The sequence below is a fragment of the Pseudomonas fragariae (ex Marin et al. 2024) genome (assembly GCF_059621105.1).
The window spans coordinates 3,525,881-3,542,672 of sequence record NZ_CM184369.1; the positions used below are offsets into that span (position 1 = coordinate 3,525,881).

15 protein-coding genes and 1 pseudogene are annotated in these 16,792 nt (G+C 58.2%); 10 read left to right on the plus strand and 6 right to left on the minus strand.

The features are described from left to right. Positions 1-13 precede the first annotated feature (13 nt). The gene (locus AC54XV_RS15100; protein WP_024660031.1) at positions 14-1,111 is read right to left on the minus strand and encodes an NADH:flavin oxidoreductase; all 1,098 of its coding nucleotides are present in this window, start codon (positions 1,109-1,111) and stop codon (positions 14-16) included. A 139-nt stretch (positions 1,112-1,250) separates the two neighbouring features. On the opposite strand from AC54XV_RS15100, the gene AC54XV_RS15105 reads away from it, so the two are divergent. Then, positions 1,251-2,135, plus strand: a complete 885-nt coding sequence (locus AC54XV_RS15105) for a LysR family transcriptional regulator (protein ID WP_011268101.1) — start codon at positions 1,251-1,253, stop codon at positions 2,133-2,135. A 63-nt stretch (positions 2,136-2,198) separates the two neighbouring features. On the opposite strand, the gene AC54XV_RS15110 is transcribed toward AC54XV_RS15105, so the two are convergent. The 4 genes and pseudogenes from AC54XV_RS15110 to AC54XV_RS15125 form a co-directional block, all read right to left on the minus strand. Next, complete coding sequence (locus AC54XV_RS15110; protein ID WP_011268102.1) at positions 2,199-3,155, minus strand: GGDEF domain-containing response regulator; 957 nt, start codon at positions 3,153-3,155, stop codon at positions 2,199-2,201. Between the two features lie 18 nt (positions 3,156-3,173). Next, complete coding sequence (locus AC54XV_RS15115; protein WP_080374699.1) at positions 3,174-7,235, minus strand: CHASE domain-containing hybrid sensor histidine kinase/response regulator; 4,062 nt, start codon at positions 7,233-7,235, stop codon at positions 3,174-3,176. A 496-nt stretch (positions 7,236-7,731) separates the two neighbouring features. Beyond that, positions 7,732-8,493, minus strand: a pseudogene (locus AC54XV_RS15120) (transporter substrate-binding domain-containing protein); the annotation flags it as partial. Positions 8,494-8,861: 368 nt separating this feature from the next. Then, positions 8,862-9,764, minus strand: a complete 903-nt coding sequence (locus AC54XV_RS15125) for a LysR family transcriptional regulator (RefSeq protein ID WP_003400772.1) — start codon at positions 9,762-9,764, stop codon at positions 8,862-8,864. Between the two features lie 142 nt (positions 9,765-9,906). On the opposite strand from AC54XV_RS15125, the gene AC54XV_RS15130 reads away from it, so the two are divergent. From AC54XV_RS15130 to AC54XV_RS15150, 5 genes are all read left to right on the plus strand, one after another. Continuing rightward, complete coding sequence (locus AC54XV_RS15130; RefSeq protein WP_003400770.1) at positions 9,907-10,104, plus strand: tautomerase family protein; 198 nt, start codon at positions 9,907-9,909, stop codon at positions 10,102-10,104. A gap of 86 nt (positions 10,105-10,190) precedes the next feature. Next, complete coding sequence (locus AC54XV_RS15135) at positions 10,191-10,544, plus strand: putative quinol monooxygenase (RefSeq protein ID WP_003400769.1); 354 nt, start codon at positions 10,191-10,193, stop codon at positions 10,542-10,544. 76 nt (positions 10,545-10,620) lie between these two features. Then, positions 10,621-11,235: a nitroreductase family protein gene (locus tag AC54XV_RS15140; RefSeq protein ID WP_024641488.1), complete on the plus strand. Its 615-nt coding sequence runs from the start codon at positions 10,621-10,623 to the stop codon at positions 11,233-11,235. Positions 11,236-11,320: 85 nt separating this feature from the next. Then, a complete protein-coding gene (locus AC54XV_RS15145; RefSeq protein WP_011268111.1) occupies positions 11,321-11,905 on the plus strand; it encodes a carboxymuconolactone decarboxylase family protein in 585 nt (194 codons plus the stop codon). Positions 11,906-12,103: 198 nt separating this feature from the next. After that, on the plus strand, positions 12,104-13,051 hold the full coding sequence (locus AC54XV_RS15150) for an alpha/beta fold hydrolase (protein WP_496718957.1): 948 nt from the start codon (positions 12,104-12,106) through the stop codon (positions 13,049-13,051). Between the two features lie 126 nt (positions 13,052-13,177). Here AC54XV_RS15150 and AC54XV_RS15155 read toward each other — a convergent pair whose 3' ends face one another. Beyond that, positions 13,178-14,077: a LysR family transcriptional regulator gene (locus tag AC54XV_RS15155; protein WP_024641490.1), complete on the minus strand. Its 900-nt coding sequence runs from the start codon at positions 14,075-14,077 to the stop codon at positions 13,178-13,180. A gap of 110 nt (positions 14,078-14,187) precedes the next feature. On the opposite strand from AC54XV_RS15155, the gene AC54XV_RS15160 reads away from it, so the two are divergent. The 4 genes from AC54XV_RS15160 to AC54XV_RS15175 are packed head-to-tail and all read left to right on the plus strand — an operon-like array spanning position 14,188 to position 16,792. Next, a complete protein-coding gene (locus tag AC54XV_RS15160; RefSeq protein ID WP_024651130.1) occupies positions 14,188-14,817 on the plus strand; it encodes an NADPH-dependent F420 reductase in 630 nt (209 codons plus the stop codon). Between the two features lie 30 nt (positions 14,818-14,847). Further along, positions 14,848-15,681: a DODA-type extradiol aromatic ring-opening family dioxygenase gene (locus AC54XV_RS15165; RefSeq protein ID WP_024651131.1), complete on the plus strand. Its 834-nt coding sequence runs from the start codon at positions 14,848-14,850 to the stop codon at positions 15,679-15,681. 4 nt (positions 15,682-15,685) lie between these two features. Then, positions 15,686-16,357 carry a phospholipase/carboxylesterase gene (locus AC54XV_RS15170; protein WP_003400760.1) on the plus strand — a complete coding sequence of 224 codons (672 nt, stop codon included), beginning with the start codon at positions 15,686-15,688 and terminating at the stop codon, positions 16,355-16,357. Positions 16,358-16,390: 33 nt separating this feature from the next. Continuing rightward, complete coding sequence (locus tag AC54XV_RS15175) at positions 16,391-16,792, plus strand: DoxX family protein (RefSeq protein WP_003400759.1); 402 nt, start codon at positions 16,391-16,393, stop codon at positions 16,790-16,792.

Sequence of the window (16,792 nt, forward strand, 5' to 3'; positions counted from 1 at the left end):
TCGTCACAAACGACTAGACCAGCTCACTGTCCTTGATGTTGGCAATCGGCCCGAGAATGGCTGGATCGAAGTCGCGCAGTGGCGCGCCCTGACGCAACAACTCTGGCAGGTCCGGATTGGCCAGCGCACCCTTGCCCACTGCGATGATGTCCGCACCCTGGCGAAGCACCTGGTCGGCTTTTTGCGGATCGTGCAGGCCGCCATTGGCGATCAGCGCAACATCCGGCGCGTAGCGACGGGCCAGTTCGACCAGGCTGGCTTCACCCTGGGTAAAAGCCGGCTGCCATGCTTCATGTTCGGTCACATGGATGTAATCGACGCCGGCATCGGCCAGCGCATCGAAAATGATTTCGGCATCGCTCTCGCCCCCCGCCCATTTGTGCTGAAAGTCGTTGACCTTGCCTTGTGAAAGACGCACGCCCACCGGTGCCTGCCCGGCGACTTTTTTCACTGCGGCGATGACCTCGAGCGTCAGTCGCAGGCGCTGTCCGACATCACCGCCCCACTGATCGGTGCGCTGATTGCTGTAGTCGGTCAGAAACTGATCCAGCAGGTAGCCGTTCGCACCATGTATCTCGACACCGTCAAAGCCTGCAGTGCCGATCGCCAGTTGCGCCGCGCGGGCGAACCCGTCAATGGCCTCGGCAATATCCTTGTCACTCATCGCCCGCGGAATCCGGTAGCTGCCCGCGCCGTAATAGAACGCCATCTGTTCGCCCTTGGGACGAATGGCCGAAGGACCCGCCGACTCGCTGACGAAGCGATTGGCCTGACTGAGCGCACCGGCGTGCATGAGCTGCGCAATCATGACACTGCCATGCCGGTGCACAGCATCGGTCGTGGCACGCCAAGCCTGAGCCTGCTCGTCATCGGTGAGCCCGGGCTGGAAGCGGTAGCCCTGGGAAGAACTGCGATCGGTGTAGTTGCCCTCAGTGATGATCAGGCCAAAACCGCCCTTGGCGAACCGCTCGTAATAGCGCGCCATGGTCTGCGTTGCACTGCCCTGCTCGTCCGCGCTCACGCGTGTCATGGGCGCCACTGCAAACCTGTTCTTCAGTTTCAGATGACCTCTGTCGAACGGGGCTGTAACGTGTTTGTTTGTCTCGCTCATGCTTCAAATCCTCACTGTGCAGACCGGCTGCGGATTGCCCGCAGTCATTGACAGAACCTGCAGTAACGGTAAGGGCTGGCGCAGCCCATTGGAACCCGGCCGTGCAGATAAGGCGCTTTAACGAAAATGGATAGAATCCATGCAAATATCTGATATAGAGGTGTTCGCCGCCATTGCTTCCAGCAGGAGTCTGTCGGAAGCGGCGCGTCGACTCGGGTTGTCGCCGATGGCCATCTCCAGGCGTCTGGCTGCGCTGGAAAACGACCTGGGCGTCAGGCTGGTGCACCGCACAACCCGCTCGGCATCACTGACGCCGGAGGGCGAAGTGTTTCTGCCGCACGCCAAAACCATGCTGCACGCCAGCGAAACCGCCCGCGCGACGCTGAAAGCCGATGCCGGTACAGCCAGTGGCGTACTGCGAGTCACAGCACCCAGCGTGTTTGGTCAGACCGTCATCATGCCGCTGCTGCCAGCCTTGATGCAGGACAATCCGGCACTGAGCATCGACCTGACGCTGTCGGACAGCATCGTGGACATTGCCGGGCTGGGCATCGATGTCGCCATCCGAATCGCTACGATACGTGACTCTGCTCTGGTGGCCAGATCGCTGGCGCCCAACCCTCGGGTCGTGTGTGCAAGCCCCGACTACCTGGCGCGGCGCGGCCAGCCATCGTTGCTGGACGAACTCCGTCAACACCCGTGCATCACCTTGCATGCGATGCCTTACTGGCCGTTCATCAGAGAGGGAGAACCGGTGGCCATCCGCGCTCAGGGGGCATTCTCGGCCAACAGCGTCGAAGCGGTGCGCACGGCGTGCAAACAGGGCCTGGGGCTGGCCATGCTGACTTATTGGGACGTTCAGCAGGAAATCCGTGAAGGCAGTCTTCAACAGATACACTTCGAGGATGTCATCCCCGAGCAGCTGTCGGTGACGGCCGTATTGCCAACCCGCCAGCGCGTACCTCACCGGGTACGCCTGTTCGTTGACCGTCTTGAAGCAGAGCTCAACAAGAATGCGGTTTGAAGCAAGGTGTCAGTGTCCCTGACGCTTCGCTGACGCTGTGATTTTAAAACATGGACCGCAGACTCAAGGCGCAACCTGTATCGGCTCAAACCGGCTGCAGTTTCGCCCCTCATGCTTGGCCCGGTACAAGGCCCGGTCGGCTTCCGCCAGCAACGCTATGGCGATCGAGTCAGGCGCAAGGCCGATTGCAGCGCCCGGGCTCGGGACGGGCAGCGCACCAGCCTCCAGACTTGCTACCCCCACCGACACGGTCACCCGGCCGAAGTCACTGGTTTCATGGGGCTTGTTGAGGCCTTGAATGTGCTGCACGATTTCATCCGCCAGACGACAGGCGCCCTCTGCCCCGGTATCCGGCAACAGCACGGCAAACTCCTCGCCCCCATAACGAGCCACCAGATCGGTCGACCTGTGCACGCACTTTTTCAAAGCGTGGGCGATGGCAATCAGGCACTCATCGCCTTGCAAATGGCCATAGTGATCGTTGTAACGTTTGAAGAAATCGATGTCGAGCAACAGCAGCGAAAACGCACCTTGGTTGCGCCGCATGCGCAGCCATTCGCGCGCGATACTCTCGTCGAGGAAACGCCGATTGGCCAGCCCCGTCAGTCCATCGGTCTGGGCCAGCAGGTTGAGCTGGTCCATCGCCATTTTCAGGCGCAGGTGGGTCTTTACTCGCGCCGTGACGATCAAAGGCTGAATAGGCTTGCCGATGAAATCCACCGCACCCAGCGCCAGTCCGGCTTCCTCGATACGGGTTTCGGTGTGGCTGGTGATGAAGATGACGGGAACGTCTTCCAGCAATTGATCGGCCTTGAGCGTCTCACAGACTTCAAAACCGCTCATTCCGGGCATCTCGGCGTCGAGAAGGATAAGGTCAGGACGCATTTCCCGGACCATCTTCAAGGCCTGGGCACCGCCCGTGGCAAAACGAATCTGCCCCAGACCGTTCAGAATTTTGCTCAATACGCGAATGGCGGAAATATCATCATCGACAATCAGCAGGCTAGGTACAGGTTGCATGGTGGGTGACGCTCCTTTTTATAATTCCGCACGTTCGAGCAGGTGCAGTGCCTGCTCGAACTCCAGCCCTTCAATGGTCTGCCAGAGCTGTTCGACCAGTGCCTGTCCGGCCAGCTCCTGAAGCGCCACAGCAGCCAGCGGAAACTGGTCCAGCGCGGCGATATCATGGTTTTCAAGCAGTTCACGCAAGGTCGACAATGCCTGTCGGGAAACATCGGGATCCGCATCGATACGCGGGGCCAGCGGCCTTTCCTCAAGTACCGGCGTGCGCTCCTGCAATGACCGGAAAGCGGCACTCAGGGCTCGCAACGCTTGCTCCGGGTCCGCAGCGTTGCGCAGCAGGGTTTCCGCCTGCCCGGCATGCAGGCCCACTTGCGTGGCGCCAAGCAGCAGTGCAGAACCGCGCAATTTGTGCAGATCAGCCATTGTTTGATCGGGGTTTTGTCGCGCCCGTGCCAGAACGCTCTCGCTCTCGCCGAACGCGGCAAATTCACTGAAAAAGCGCCGCAGGGACGAGAGAAACAAGGGCACATCATTGCCTAGCCGAGCGGCGACCTCCTGGGTGTCGATACCTTCGATAACCGGCCATGCAGAGCCTGTCGATGCTTCCTGCAGCAAGGTGCCGACCGCCAGCGGAGCACCTCGGACACGCTCGACGGCACGCCGTACCGCCCGAATCAGGGCTGCGGGGTCCAGAGGCTTGGTGAGGAAATCGTCCATACCCGCCAGCTCGGCCTGCCGCCGCTCTTCTGCCAGGGCGCCTGCGGTCAACGCCAGCACGGGCAAGCGTGTCAGGCCCAGTTCGCTGCGCAAGCGCCGCGTCGCCTCATAGCCATCCATTTCCGGCATCTGCACATCCATCAGCACAGCATCGAAGAAATCCGGCGTCTGCCGCAGTCGTTCAAGGGCCAGCAGACCATTGCTGCAGGTCTGGACCACAGCGCCCTGCTGCTGCAACAACAGGCTGGCAACCTCCAGGTTGATCTCGCTGTCGTCCACCAGCAGCAGGTGCAATCCACTCAACCAGAGCGTCATGGAGGTATCCATCCGCGTGGCCTGGATAACCCGTTCGGTGCTGCCCTGATACCTGGCGATACAAGCGTTGACCGCGTTGAACAAGGCCGAGCTGTCCAGCGGCTTGAGCAATACCTTGTCGACCAGAGGGTGCAGTTCTGCCCGGATCTCGGACGATGTCACCAGAATGACCGGAAGCGGCGTCGCCTCGATCAACTGCTGCACCTCCTCAACCTGCGGCTGCTGCCAGTCCACCAACAGTACATCCGGCAATGCCGCGTTAACGTGATTACGCTCCTGCAAGGCAGTGCGCAGGTCATGTTCGCCGGTCAGACTCGCCACACGCCAGCCCAGGCCGCGGCATAAGCGTTGCAACGCCATGGACGATTGCGCGTCGTCGCTTAGCAGCATGACCTCCAGACTGCTTCCCGGGCCGGACGGCTCCAGGTCGCTCTGGCTGATCTGGAACGGCAACTCCACCCAGAACTCGCTACCTGTGCCGAGTTCGCTCTCCACCCCTATACGGCCGCCCATCTGCTCGGCCAGCCCGCGCACCACCGACAAACCCAGTCCGGTGCCGCCAAACCGCCGCGTGGTGGACGCATCCGCCTGAGTGAACGGCGAAAACAACTGGCCGAGCACATCGCCCGGTATGCCGCAGCCGGTGTCCTGCACAGAGAAGCGCAAGCAGCAGGTGTCGGCGTGATCGTCCTCACGGCTGACCGTCACATCGACTCCGCCGACACTGGTGAACTTGAGCGCATTGCCGACCAGATTCATGAGGATCTGGTTGACTCGCAATGCGTCACCTATCAACTGGCCAGGCAGCGATGCCACAACGTTGACAGAAAAGCGCAGGCCTTTTTCCTGTGCCTGGGGCGTGAACAGCTCGCCCAGTTCGTCGAGCAATTGCCGGGGGCTGAAGGGGTTATGTTCCAGGCGCATCTCTCCCGCCTCGATCTTGGCGATGTCGAGGATATCGTTGATGATCCCCAACAATGTCCGGCCGGCAATCTGCAGTTTGGTCAGCAACTGGCGCTGCTGGTCGTTCAAGGCGGTGTTGTGTAGCAGATGGGAGATACCGATCACGGCATTCATGGGCGTGCGGATTTCATGGCTCATGTTGGCCAGAAACAGACTCTTGGCCGCATTGGCAGCCTCGGCGCTGGACTTGGCCGCGTGCAACTCGGCGCTATGGTGCAGCCGTTCGGTGATGTCCTGAGCAATACCCAGATGACCGATGAGTTCTCCGTCGGCGGTACGGATCGGGGTGATGATCATCAGCACAGGCACCGTCGTGCCATCCTTGCGCACGTAGGTCCATTGCCGGGTTTCCGAGCCTTCGCGGGACGCTTTGTAGCAAAAGACGTCAATGCCTTCGATCAGGGTGCCGTATTCACGACTCAGCTCGGCGGAGCGTGCGGCCACTTCTTCAGGAAGATGAAACACCCCTGGGCCGTTGCCACTGAGCATTTCCGAATTGCTGTAGCCCAGCAGCAATTCAGCGCCCCGATTGAACACAAAGATCTGCCCCTGTGTATCGGTAGCGATGATCGAAACTTCCGAAGAAGCGTCCAGCACACCCTGCAGCAAACCCGCCACTCTGGACAGCTCTGCAGTGCGCTCGCTGACCTGCTGTTCAAGCTGTGCGTTGAACTCCATGAGGTAGCGTTCGACGCGCTTGCGGTCGGTGATGTCGTGCATCATTTTCGCCGCGCCGAGTAGGGTGCCGTCAGTCTCGCGGATGAAACTGCAGGTAATGGTCACATCGATCAACTGGCCGTTCTTGTGCAGCCGCCGGGTTTCCAGCGTCGGCCCGCGCTCACCGCGGGCCACCCTTTCCAACAGCTGTTCGTCTTCGTGAACCAGCTCTGGCGGAACCAGCAGTGGCGCCAATGGGCGGCCCAGCACTTCGTGCTCGTCGTAGCCAAACATCTGCTCGGCAGCCCGGTTCCAGGTGATGATCCGACCGTCCAGGGCTTCACCGATGATCGCGTCGCTGGAGTTTTCGACGATGGTTGCCAGCCTGGCCTGACCGGCAACCACCTGCTGTTTGCGCTGACGGGACAGTAGCAGCGTGCCGACCAGCACCGTCAACATCAGGCTGACCAGCGTGCCGATGAGGAACACCCTGCCCGCCGGGACCGGATCGAGGGCCGCGATAAATGCCGGGTGAGCACCTACCTCCATGCGCCACACGCGCCCATAGATCTCCCGCTCGAAAGCATAGGTCTGCAAGACCTCCTGATCATGATCGTTTTCCGGGGTCTGGTAGATCAGTTGCCGACCTTCATTGACGTCATAAAGCTTCAAGTGCAGCCTGTGGTTCAAGGGGTCCAGATTGCTCATCACCTCCCGCATGGCCAACGGTGCATAGGTCCAGCCGATCAGGGACGTTTCACGCTGGGCGATATCGGTGGGGATTTCAGGGGTGCTGTAAACCGGTAACAGGAATAGAAACGCGCGCATGTGATCATCGTTGTCCTGCAGCAGGGTAATAGGCGCCGACAGGGTTGCAGCGCCGCTGCGCATGGCCTGAAGGGCTGCATCGCGACGATGCTCCTCCGAGGCAATGTCCAGCCCCAGCGCCTGGACATTGCGGTCCAGCGGGTCGATGAATTGAATGATGAAACGGTCTCCCTGCCGGGTGCCCGGTCCACTCAATCGACTGAGACTGAAGTCCGGCCTGCCATCCTCCCTGACACGCCTTACGAATTCGGCCTCATCGCTGGCCGCAACGCGGCGGATAAAACCGAATCCGCGCGCGCCCGGGTATTCCTTCTCGATATTGCGCCCTTTGCTGTAACGGCCCATCTGGCTGCTGTTGATATGCTGGAGGTCCAGCATGTGAACGGCACCGCGCAGACCTCGAAGGCGGTACTCATAGACCCTGAGCCGTGCCTGTAAGTTATCGCCGATCCCCTCTCCGGCCTCTTTGAGAGCCTGGCCTATGCGTGCATCAATCGACCTGCGCTGTTCATGGCTGGCGATAAAGCTGACGCTGAGCCCGGCCAACAGCACCACAGCCATCCAGCCAACGAGCCACGTGAGAGAGCTTTTCTTCATCGATCAGACACTCGTTTTCAATCCTGAATACCGGGAGGTGACCAGAGGACACCGTCCGCCTGCCCTGGCGCGTCTCTGCGACCTCAAGCGTAGATTGTCTTCGACCAAGCGCCAGTGACGTCGCCATGGCTGCCGGTTTATCGCGCGCGCGGTCGCACGGCATCTGTCAGCAGCCACCTGCAACTCATGGAATCGACCCAGCTGATGGCTAAATGATAGTTATCCTTTTTTTAAGGAAACCTTAGCGCCTTTATCGACTGAGCACAGGCACGACTTGACAAGCCATCAGTGCCTTATTTATGCGGGTGTGTTCGACAGGTTGCGGTGTACGACGAAGGAAGGAAGTCGGCTGGGCCCGGTCATGCTGGCCAGCCCTGCGGTTTCAGCTTGAATCGTAAGCTTGTTCGGCGTAACCAGTGCGATTGCCGCTCATGCAGTAAAACGAACCGGCATTGAGCCGGTTCGCCATTCAGTCAATACCGTCAGGCCTCTGCCATCAAGGCTTCCAGCTTCCGCCTTCGACGATGACCGCGTTGGGGTCTGTGCCCTCGGCCAGTTCCGGGCGTACATACTGGTCGTAGAGCTTGAGCAGGTATTTCTCTTCGCCCAGTCTGGCCAGTTCGGTATTGACCCAGTCGCGCAGCTCGATATTGCCTTTTTTGACTGCAGGGGCGATTGGCGCTTCGTCACCGAGTTTCTGCTCCAGCACGCGGTAGCCGGGGTTTTTCTTCGCCCAGCTGAACAGCACCAGATTGTCCTGCGCATAGGCATCGCCACGACCATTGGCCAGCGCCTGCAGCGACTCGGAGTTTTTCTCGAATTTCAGCACTTTCCAGTCAGGGTGATTTTTCGTCAGCCAGATATCAGCGGTGGTGCCGGTGGTGACGATGGTGGTCTTGCTCGCCAGATCGTCCAGGGTCTTGACCGGGCTGGCTTGCGGCACCAGCGCCTGGACTGCAACACGCAGATTCGGATGGGTGAAATCCACCGCCTCCCGACGTTCCGGCGTGACGGTCATGTTGGCCAGAATCAAATCTACCTTGTCACTCTGCAGAAACGGTATGCGGCTGGCGGGCTCGACCACCACGAACTCGACCTTCTTCTCGTCGCCCAGCAGGTCCTTGGCGAAACGCTTGCCCAGGTCAGTGTCGAAACCGACGTACTGGCCCTGCTCGTTGACGAAGCCAAAAGGCGGTTTATCGCTGAACACGCCGACAATCAGCTTGTCACGGGCCTTGATGGTTTCCAGGTAGCTGCTGGACGGTGAAGGGGCAGCCTTGGCCACGGGCTTCTGTTCGGAATGCGTAATCGAAGGTCATTGCTGGCCTTCCACATCGGGATAAACGGACAGAAAACACATCAGGCAGGGCCTTGAACTTACGTATTGATATATAGCTTAACCTTATGTTTTACATAAAATTAATACCTTTTTAGCATAAGCATAGCGCGAAAAAGGTGCCTGCCTGGGCGCCCCATACGCGTCACGTGCCAGTATCAAGTGGAATGAACACTTGCCCAATCAGTATGTGTGGGGCTCCATGAATTGGCGGTAGCGGGCTCTGCAAAACCGGATTGGCCCGAGGTGATGCAGGGCGTCTGCCTGGCTGGAATGTCTTCGCGAAGACGCTACTGCCAGTGCTCACACAACCGCACCAGCTCATCAACCACATACCTCACCTTGGGCCGCAAGTGAGAAACCCTGGGCCATACGGCATGTACTTCAACGGGCTCTGGTTCATAGCCTGCCAGCACCTCAACCAGTCGGCCCGCGTCAATGTCGTCCTTGAACAGGCAGCGCGGCATCTGGCACAGGCCGACGCCGGCGACGGCTGCCAGGATCATGGCCTCGCCATCGCCGATCTGATGTGCGGAAGGTGGCGCGTAGCGAACGGTTTCCTGATCTTCATTGACTCGCCAGGAGAGTGGTTGGCCCCGTCGATGGCCGACGATGCAATGGTGACGATTCAGATCTTCCAGGGTGTCAGGTACGCCAAAACGGGCCAGATAACTCGGCGCGGCGCAAATAGCCCAGCGTTGTCGCGCAAGCCGGCGAGCAACAAGGCCGCTGGTATCCTTGAGTTCTCCAAAACGAACCAGCAGGTCGATCCCCTCTTCAATCGGATCGACCAAGTGGTCAGAAAAAGTCATATTCAACTGCAGCGCGGGATACTTGTTAGCGATTTCAAATAACAACGGGGCGACAACCCGGCGCCCGAATGCCACGGGTATATCGATGCGCAATCGTCCGGACGGTTCGCGGGTTCCCGGAGCCAATCCGCTTTCAGCCGCACCTATTTCTTCGAGCGCGTTCGAGCAGGCGATGAAATAGGCATCGCCATCAGCAGTCAGAGATATTCGACGGGTAGAGCGATGAAACAGCTGGACGCCCAGTCGCGCTTCAAGCCGGGCTATGGATTTGCCGACGGCCGATTTCGAAATACCCAGTCGCCCGGCTGCCTCGGTAAAGCTATTCGAACGCGCTGCCACCACAAAGGTGATGACGCCTTGGAACGAGTCTATGGGAATCATAACCGCCCTGAAAAGTAGACAATAACTCTACCCACTTTAGAGTTTCAGGCAGTTTATCGCCAGACACTTCTACCCTAGCATGGCGGTATGTCTCTGGCTGATCACATCAGACCGAGTTTTCAATCCCAAACAGGAATACATCATGCCCGTCGTACGCGTCAGCTGGTTCGAAGGTAAAGAGCATGCTCAGAAAGCCGCCGTAGCTGCTGAAATCACCGAAAGCATCGTCAAAAACACGGGGACTCCCGCCGAATACATCTACGTCATTTTCGAAGACGTAGCACCGTCGGATTGGGCAGGTGCGGGCAAATTGTTCGGTGAAACTCCCGCCACGCCCTGAACCTGCACACTGCATAAATGCAACGACTGGATCAGCGTTGCATCCTCACCTGCCCCCCTTGGGGGCCGACCGTGGAAGAGATCACCATGCATCCACATATTTCCTGCTTATTCTCGCTTGCAATCAAACCCGGCGACTTTGCCGAGTTCAAAGCACTGATCGCCCAGGTCGTTGCCGCCACCCGGAAAGAGCCCGGCACCCTGGTTTACGAGTACAGCGTGAATGAAGATCAAAGCGTTGCGCATATCCTTGAGCGCTATAACGTCGAATCCGTTGTCAGCCACGTAGACATCACCTTCGCCCCATTCGGCAAGCGCTTCCTCGAACTGTGCACCATCACCAGTCTGGTTGTGTACGGCACACCAGATGCCGAGATCCGTAAACGCCTGGATCCGTTCGGTGCTGTGTACATGACGCCGTTCGACGGCTTCAGCCGCTAACCGATTTGATCTGCGCAGACTCGACTGCAAAAAATCGGGGCTGCACTTGTTTCCCCCTTACGGCACAGAGAGCACCATGTCTATTATCGCTGACCTCATCAAGTCCCGAATTTCCGCCAACAACTACGACACTGAGCGCAAACTCTCAGATCAAGCGATCACTGATCTGATTGATCTGGCCACCCATGCGCCGTCCGCCTTCAACCTTCAAAACTGGCGTTTCGTAGCCATACGCAGTGAGGAAGCAAAAGCACGTTTGCTGCCCTTGGCCTATGGACAAAAGAAGGTGGTGGATTCAGCCGTGACATTTATTGTGTGTGGCACCCTGAATCCGCATCAAACGATTGCAACGTCGCTGAAGCCTTCGATGGATGCCGGGGTCATCGACAAGGCCATTTATGACATGTGGGTGGGCGCCGTTCAGGGTATGTACGCTGAAAATCCACAACTGCAGCGCGATGAAGCCATCCGTTCAGGCTCGCTGGCCGCCATGACGCTGATGCTTGCAGCTAAAGGCCAAGGCCTTGATTCAACCCCCATGATCGGCTTTGACCCAGCGGCGGTTGCAGAAGCATTCAATCTTTCAGCTACTGAAATCCCCGTGATGCTGGTGACCGTCGGTTATCCAGGCGAGAGCAACTGGCCGCAAAAGCCGCGTAAAGCCGTTCGCGAAGTGCTTGAGTTTATCTAGCACACAAAGTGCGAACGACGCATCGCTTAAGCAACCCTGTCAAACCCGACATCACGACGACCAGATCACTCTGAAGGAGCGTCCCATGGCCAACCCGACCGGCCCGCATGACAACATCAGTTCCAAAGTTGAAATCGAGTATCCCGATTTTACAAAACTGCCTGATCAGGTACGGGAAAAATTCGAGAAGCTTCCAACGAAGGTCAACTTCTTTCGAATGCTGGGTTACAGCCCCGGAGCATTTATTCCTGTCATCGACCTGACCAACGCAATATTCAGGGACCTCACCCTCTCCGACTATCATAAGGAGATGATGGTATTGCTGCTGGCTGCGCATGAGAACGTCGCCTATGAGTGGGAGCAGCATGTTTCCATCGCTCAAGTTGCGGGGGTTCGTCCTGATCAGTTCGTCGCCATCGCAGAAGGCTGCCTGGAGGATGCCACAGCGTTCAAAGAGGACGAGCGCGTCCTGCTTCGGTTTGGCCAGGCCATTATCGACAAAGGCAAGGCCCCGGGTGTGCTGTTCAAGCATACCTTGCAGCACTTCTCGCTCCAGGAGCTGAGCGATGCCATTCTCGTCATTGGTTTTTATCGGATGTTGTCAGGCTACATTCAGACCTTCGATATCGCCGTTGATGCCCAGTCGGATGGCAACTGGATCAAAGGCTGATACCGACGCATGCCTGCTTCCTGAAGCATGGATCGATGGCTGTACCGCCATCGACCCACCTCCTCCTTTCAACGGTCGCGGCACGCTGAATGATCGAGCCTGGTCTGCGTGGGCAACGATCAACCCGTACGGCCTGCCAAAGGCCTGGGGCGATGCCAGGACCTGTCCATCACCCTTTTTAATTGCAGGTGTTCCTTCTTGAAATACCCATTAAAAGCCATAGCGCTCCACGCATTGCTTGATGAAGATTTCTACTTTCCCCATGAGATCATTGGTCAGCCCTTTCGTACCTCCGACTTTACTGATCTGAAGATAAGCAGCTTCACCACCAGCGACGGCGTTAATCTCGGCTATTGGGAAGCCGGCGCCGGGCAACCGTTGATCTTCATCCCCGGCTGGTCGGCCAACGGCGCAATGTACTTTCACCTGATGCACATCCTGAGCGAGCACTACCATGTGTATGTGCTGGACGTGAGAAATCAGGGCCTTTCCGAGCGGGTCGACTTCGGTAATCGCATTTCACGGTACGCCATGGACGTGAAGGAGTTCGCCGGCCATTTGGGCGTTTCGCAGGCCGACTACTGCGGCTGGTCCATGGGCGCATCGGTGATGTGGGCCTACATCGATCTGTTTGGCACGCAAGGCATTCGCACCCTGAGCATCATTGACCAGGCACCCTCGATTTATTGCCACGCCGACTGGACGGAGCAAGAACGGCTCGAGGCCGGGGCGTTCACCACGTCGCCCGAGCGAATGATCGCATCCTATGCGCAAGGCATCGCCACCAACAGGCTGGTTTCCGCAAGCCGGGTTGTCGAGCGAGCGATGGCGATGGACTCGCCCTACTTCCATAACGTCATCAGCCTCGTGCAAGAGGTGGTTAAAGATGACATGGCATTTACCAGGCAGGTGCTTTTCGATCACACAACCAACGACTGGCGAGACGTCATTCGGTCAAAGATCAATGTGCCGACCGCAATCTTCACCGGTGAGTACAGCGACTGGCTGGAGAGTCAGCACTGGATGAGCTCGGTTATCCGGGACTCGGTACTTCATGTGTACACCAAAGCCGAGCAAGGCGATCACTTCCTGGCGTTCAAGAATCCAGTGAAATTTGCGGCAGACCTGCGCAGCTTTTTGCAGTAACGGCGATTCGGTGGGTGGCCGCACTTCCGGGTTTCTGTGTGTACGGACGTGCCTGATACAGCGCTCCTTTTATCCGGCTGATACCTTCACTGCCCCTTATATCAGCCGGTTTTTTCCAAAGGTCTGTCACTGCTCCCATACTGGATGGGCGAATCGCTCAACCAGAAAGTTGATCAGCGATCTTACCTTCGCGGGTAAATGTTTACGGGTTGGATACACCACGTAGATCCCCAACTCGACCGATTGATACTCGGGAAGTATTTCGACCAGATCGCCTCGGCGTAGATCCTGCGCCACCATAAAACTCGGCTGCAACGAAATGCCACCACCGGCCAATGTGATGGCGCGGCAGGTATCCCCGTTATTACATCGAACCACCGAGCGCGTGTGCACGCTTTCACTGCCTTCGGGCCCCTCGAATTGCCATTCAGTACCGCTGGCAAAGTTGCTGTAGGCCACTACCCCGTGCTCTGCCACATCCGATAGTTTTTCAATGGGTGCGTGGCTGGCCAGATACGCAGGCGACGCACACAGGCACATCCGGGTACTGGCCAGGCGTCTGCCCACCAACGACGAATTATCCATGCGTGCGATACGCACCGCTGCATCAATACCTTCGTCAACCAGATCCACCAGACGATCGCTCAAGCTGATTTCCAGCTCGACCTTGGGGTAGGCGCTCATGAAATCGGCCCAGCTCGGAGCCAGGTGCAGCACGCCAAAACTGACCGGGGCGTTGACTCGAAGCACTCCGCTGGCCTCCGGCGAAGCAGACGATACAGCCTTCTCTGCCTCATCCATCATGGCCAGCACCTCACGGGCCTGGTGATAGAACTGACGCCCCTCATCCGTCAAGGAAAGCCGCCGAGTCGTGCGGTGCAACAACCGCGCGCCGAGACGCTCCTCCAGCGTGCTCACGTAACGCGAGATGGCTGCCTTGGACATGCCGAGTGGCTCGGCTGCCCCGACAAAACTGCCCTTATCAACAACGGTGCAGAAGACCTGCATTTCCAGTGCACGATCCATGATTGTCTCACTTAGTGGAACTATTCATCACATTCAGCCCGATTTATCCCTGCCTGGCAATCTATAAACTGGGCCCATCGAAACGCAACTCAACTCAGAGAGAGGCAGTCATGAAAATCACAGTAATCGGTACCGGCAACATGGGCTCAGCCTTTGCGAAACAGCTTTCTGCCGCAGGGCACAGCGTCCGCATCACTGGCCGTGACATCAGCAAGGCGCAGGCCCTGGCCGACCAGCACGCGAATGTCAGCGCTTATGTAGCGTCCGAAGCGTTGGGTGACAGCCAAGTAATCGTGGTGGCCACCGCCTATGCCGATGCGACCGCTGCACTGCAAAGCCTGGGTGACCTGACCGGTAAAGTGGTGATCGATATCACCAACCCGCTGAGCGCCGACTACATGTCATTGACCGTCGGCCACGTCACCAGCGCCTCGGAAGAAATCGCCAGGGCTGTGCCGCAAGCCAACGTTGTGAAAGCGTTCAACACCCTGTTCGCTCAAGTGCTCGCCGATGGTCCGAAGTTCGCCAACGACCAGACCGGCAGCGTATTTGTCGCCAGCGACAGTGAGCGCGCCAAGCAAACCGCTATCGCGCTGGCTCGCAGCCTGGGCTGGAACACCGTGGACGCTGGCGGCCTGGTTAACGCTCGCTATCTGGAGCCACTGGCGGGTTTCAACATCTACCTCGGCTACGGCGCGGGTCTGGGCACTTCGGTCGCTCCGGTCTGGCTGAGCAAGTAAGCAATACATCATCAATCAGGAGCAGTCACCATGAACACTTCATTCCCCCTGCTGTTTGTGTCTCATGGTGCTCCCACGTTCGCCATCGAGCCCGGCCTGGCAGGCCCGAGACTGGCCAGGCTCGGTCGTGAGCTGCCAAAACCTGATGCCATCGTGGTTGTCTCGCCGCACTGGATGACCCGTGGCGAAGTCAGGGTTACGTCAAGCACAGCACCTGAAACCATTCATGACTTTGGCGGTTTTCCGGGCGCTTTGTATACGTTGTCCTACCCGGCTCCGGGCGCACCAGCGTTAGCGAGTCATATTGTTGAGCTGCTGCAGACGGCGGGCTGGCAATCGCGGCTCGATTCCGCCCGCGGCCTGGATCACGGTGCCTGGATACCACTTATGTATCTGGCACCCGACGCAGACATACCGGTCGTTCAGGTGTCCATGCCCGCCACGCTTGATACACGCAGCGCCTGGCAGCTCGGCGCAGCACTCAAGCCACTGCGTGAGATGAACGTATTGATCGTGGCGTCAGGCAGCCTCACCCACAACCTGTACGAGTTCCGCGGCGCAACAAGCCACGGCGCCGACTACGTCAAACAGTTCGCAGCATGGACCGCCCTGACCCTGCAGGCAGGAAACATTGATCAGTTGCTCGACTACAAGCAGTACGCACCTTCAGCCGAACGTGCACATCCGACCGATGAGCATTTCCTGCCGCTGTTTATTGCGCTCGGGGCAGCTGGTCACGGTTATCAGACACAGGTAATGGACGGCGGTATTACCCACGGCGTTCTGGCGATGGACAGCTACCTGTTTACCTCAATTGATAGCGAACGATTCGAGTCAGCTCAAACCGTTCAAGGTGTGAAATAACCTCATGCAAAACATCAACTTCTCTGAACCCGCACGCGAGTCCGAGTCGGGTATTTTTTTTCGTAAGGCATGTAGCACTGTCAACCCAAAGGCACGGTTGCTACTGCTTCACGGAGTAGGATCGAACGAAGCCAATCTCGCCAGTCTGGCCGCGTCGCTGCCCGAAGAGATCGAAATCCTGTTGCTCCGCGGCCCGCTGCAACTGGGTCCTCAAGGCTTCGCCTGGTACCAGGTCAACTTCACCAGCGATGGGCCTTCTTTTAACCAGGAGCAGGCTGAGTCCAGCCGCCAGTTATTGATCCGGTTTATTCAGGCGCTTCCCCCGCTGCCCACTGTGATCGCCGGGTTCAGCCAGGGCGGCATCATGAGCTCAAGCGTCGGCGTCACACAACCTGAGCTGGTAGCAGGTTTTGCGCTGCTGAGCGGGCGGATGCTGCGAGAAATCGAGCCAAAGATTGCGCCACGTGATCAGTTGCAAGGCGTCTCAGCCTTCATCGCTCACGGCCAGCAGGACAACGTACTGCCGATTGACTGGGCACATGAAGCTGACGCCTGGCTCAGCCGGATCGGTGTGCAGCACCAGACTCATTTTTACGACATGGCCCACGAGATCATTCCGCAGGAACTGGCTGACTTCTCGCAATGGCTGGACCGGACACTTTCGCTTTCCAACTGAACCCCACTGCTTATTTAACACAAGGAATTTTCCATGATCGATTCACGCACCGCGCCTTACGCTGCTTTTGTACTGCGCCTGGCATTGGGCCTCATGTTCATCGCCCACGGCCTGACCAAAGTATTGGTCTTTACTCCGGCAGGTACTGCTGGCTTTTTCGAATCCATTGGCTTTCCAGGCTTCCTTGCCTATCCGGTTATGGCCTTCGAAGTGATCGGCGGTTTGATGCTGGTACTGGGGGTCTACGCCCGCTGGGTTGCTGCAATCGCTGTTGTTCAACTGTTTGTCGCCGCCACCGTGCATTTCGGCAACGGCTGGAGCTTCACCAACGCTAACGGTGGCTGGGAATATCCGATCTATCTGTCCGTCACAGCGCTGGTCCTCGCTCTGCTGGGTGATGGCGCGTTTGCTGTGAAATCTTCCAGAACGCAGTGA

Excerpts from the sequence above, each read along its gene's own strand:
- AC54XV_RS15135 (WP_003400769.1), top strand. The coding sequence starts at position 10,191 with ATGCATCCACATATTTCCTGCTTATTCTCGCTTGCAATCAAACCCGGC.
- AC54XV_RS15110 (WP_011268102.1), bottom strand. The coding sequence starts at position 3,155 with ATGCAACCTGTACCTAGCCTGCTGATTGTCGATGATGATATTTCCGCC.
- AC54XV_RS15170 (WP_003400760.1), top strand. The coding sequence starts at position 15,686 with ATGCAAAACATCAACTTCTCTGAACCCGCACGCGAGTCCGAGTCGGGT.
- AC54XV_RS15165 (WP_024651131.1), top strand. The coding sequence starts at position 14,848 with ATGAACACTTCATTCCCCCTGCTGTTTGTGTCTCATGGTGCTCCCACG.
- AC54XV_RS15105 (WP_011268101.1), top strand. The coding sequence starts at position 1,251 with ATGCAAATATCTGATATAGAGGTGTTCGCCGCCATTGCTTCCAGCAGG.
- AC54XV_RS15145 (WP_011268111.1), top strand. The coding sequence starts at position 11,321 with ATGGCCAACCCGACCGGCCCGCATGACAACATCAGTTCCAAAGTTGAA.
- AC54XV_RS15140 (WP_024641488.1), top strand. The coding sequence starts at position 10,621 with ATGTCTATTATCGCTGACCTCATCAAGTCCCGAATTTCCGCCAACAAC.
- AC54XV_RS15125 (WP_003400772.1), bottom strand. The coding sequence starts at position 9,764 with ATGATTCCCATAGACTCGTTCCAAGGCGTCATCACCTTTGTGGTGGCA.
- AC54XV_RS15115 (WP_080374699.1), bottom strand. The coding sequence starts at position 7,235 with ATGAAGAAAAGCTCTCTCACGTGGCTCGTTGGCTGGATGGCTGTGGTG.
- AC54XV_RS15100 (WP_024660031.1), bottom strand. The coding sequence starts at position 1,111 with ATGAGCGAGACAAACAAACACGTTACAGCCCCGTTCGACAGAGGTCAT.
- AC54XV_RS15130 (WP_003400770.1), top strand. The coding sequence starts at position 9,907 with ATGCCCGTCGTACGCGTCAGCTGGTTCGAAGGTAAAGAGCATGCTCAG.
- AC54XV_RS15175 (WP_003400759.1), top strand. The coding sequence starts at position 16,391 with ATGATCGATTCACGCACCGCGCCTTACGCTGCTTTTGTACTGCGCCTG.
- AC54XV_RS15160 (WP_024651130.1), top strand. The coding sequence starts at position 14,188 with ATGAAAATCACAGTAATCGGTACCGGCAACATGGGCTCAGCCTTTGCG.
- AC54XV_RS15155 (WP_024641490.1), bottom strand. The coding sequence starts at position 14,077 with ATGGATCGTGCACTGGAAATGCAGGTCTTCTGCACCGTTGTTGATAAG.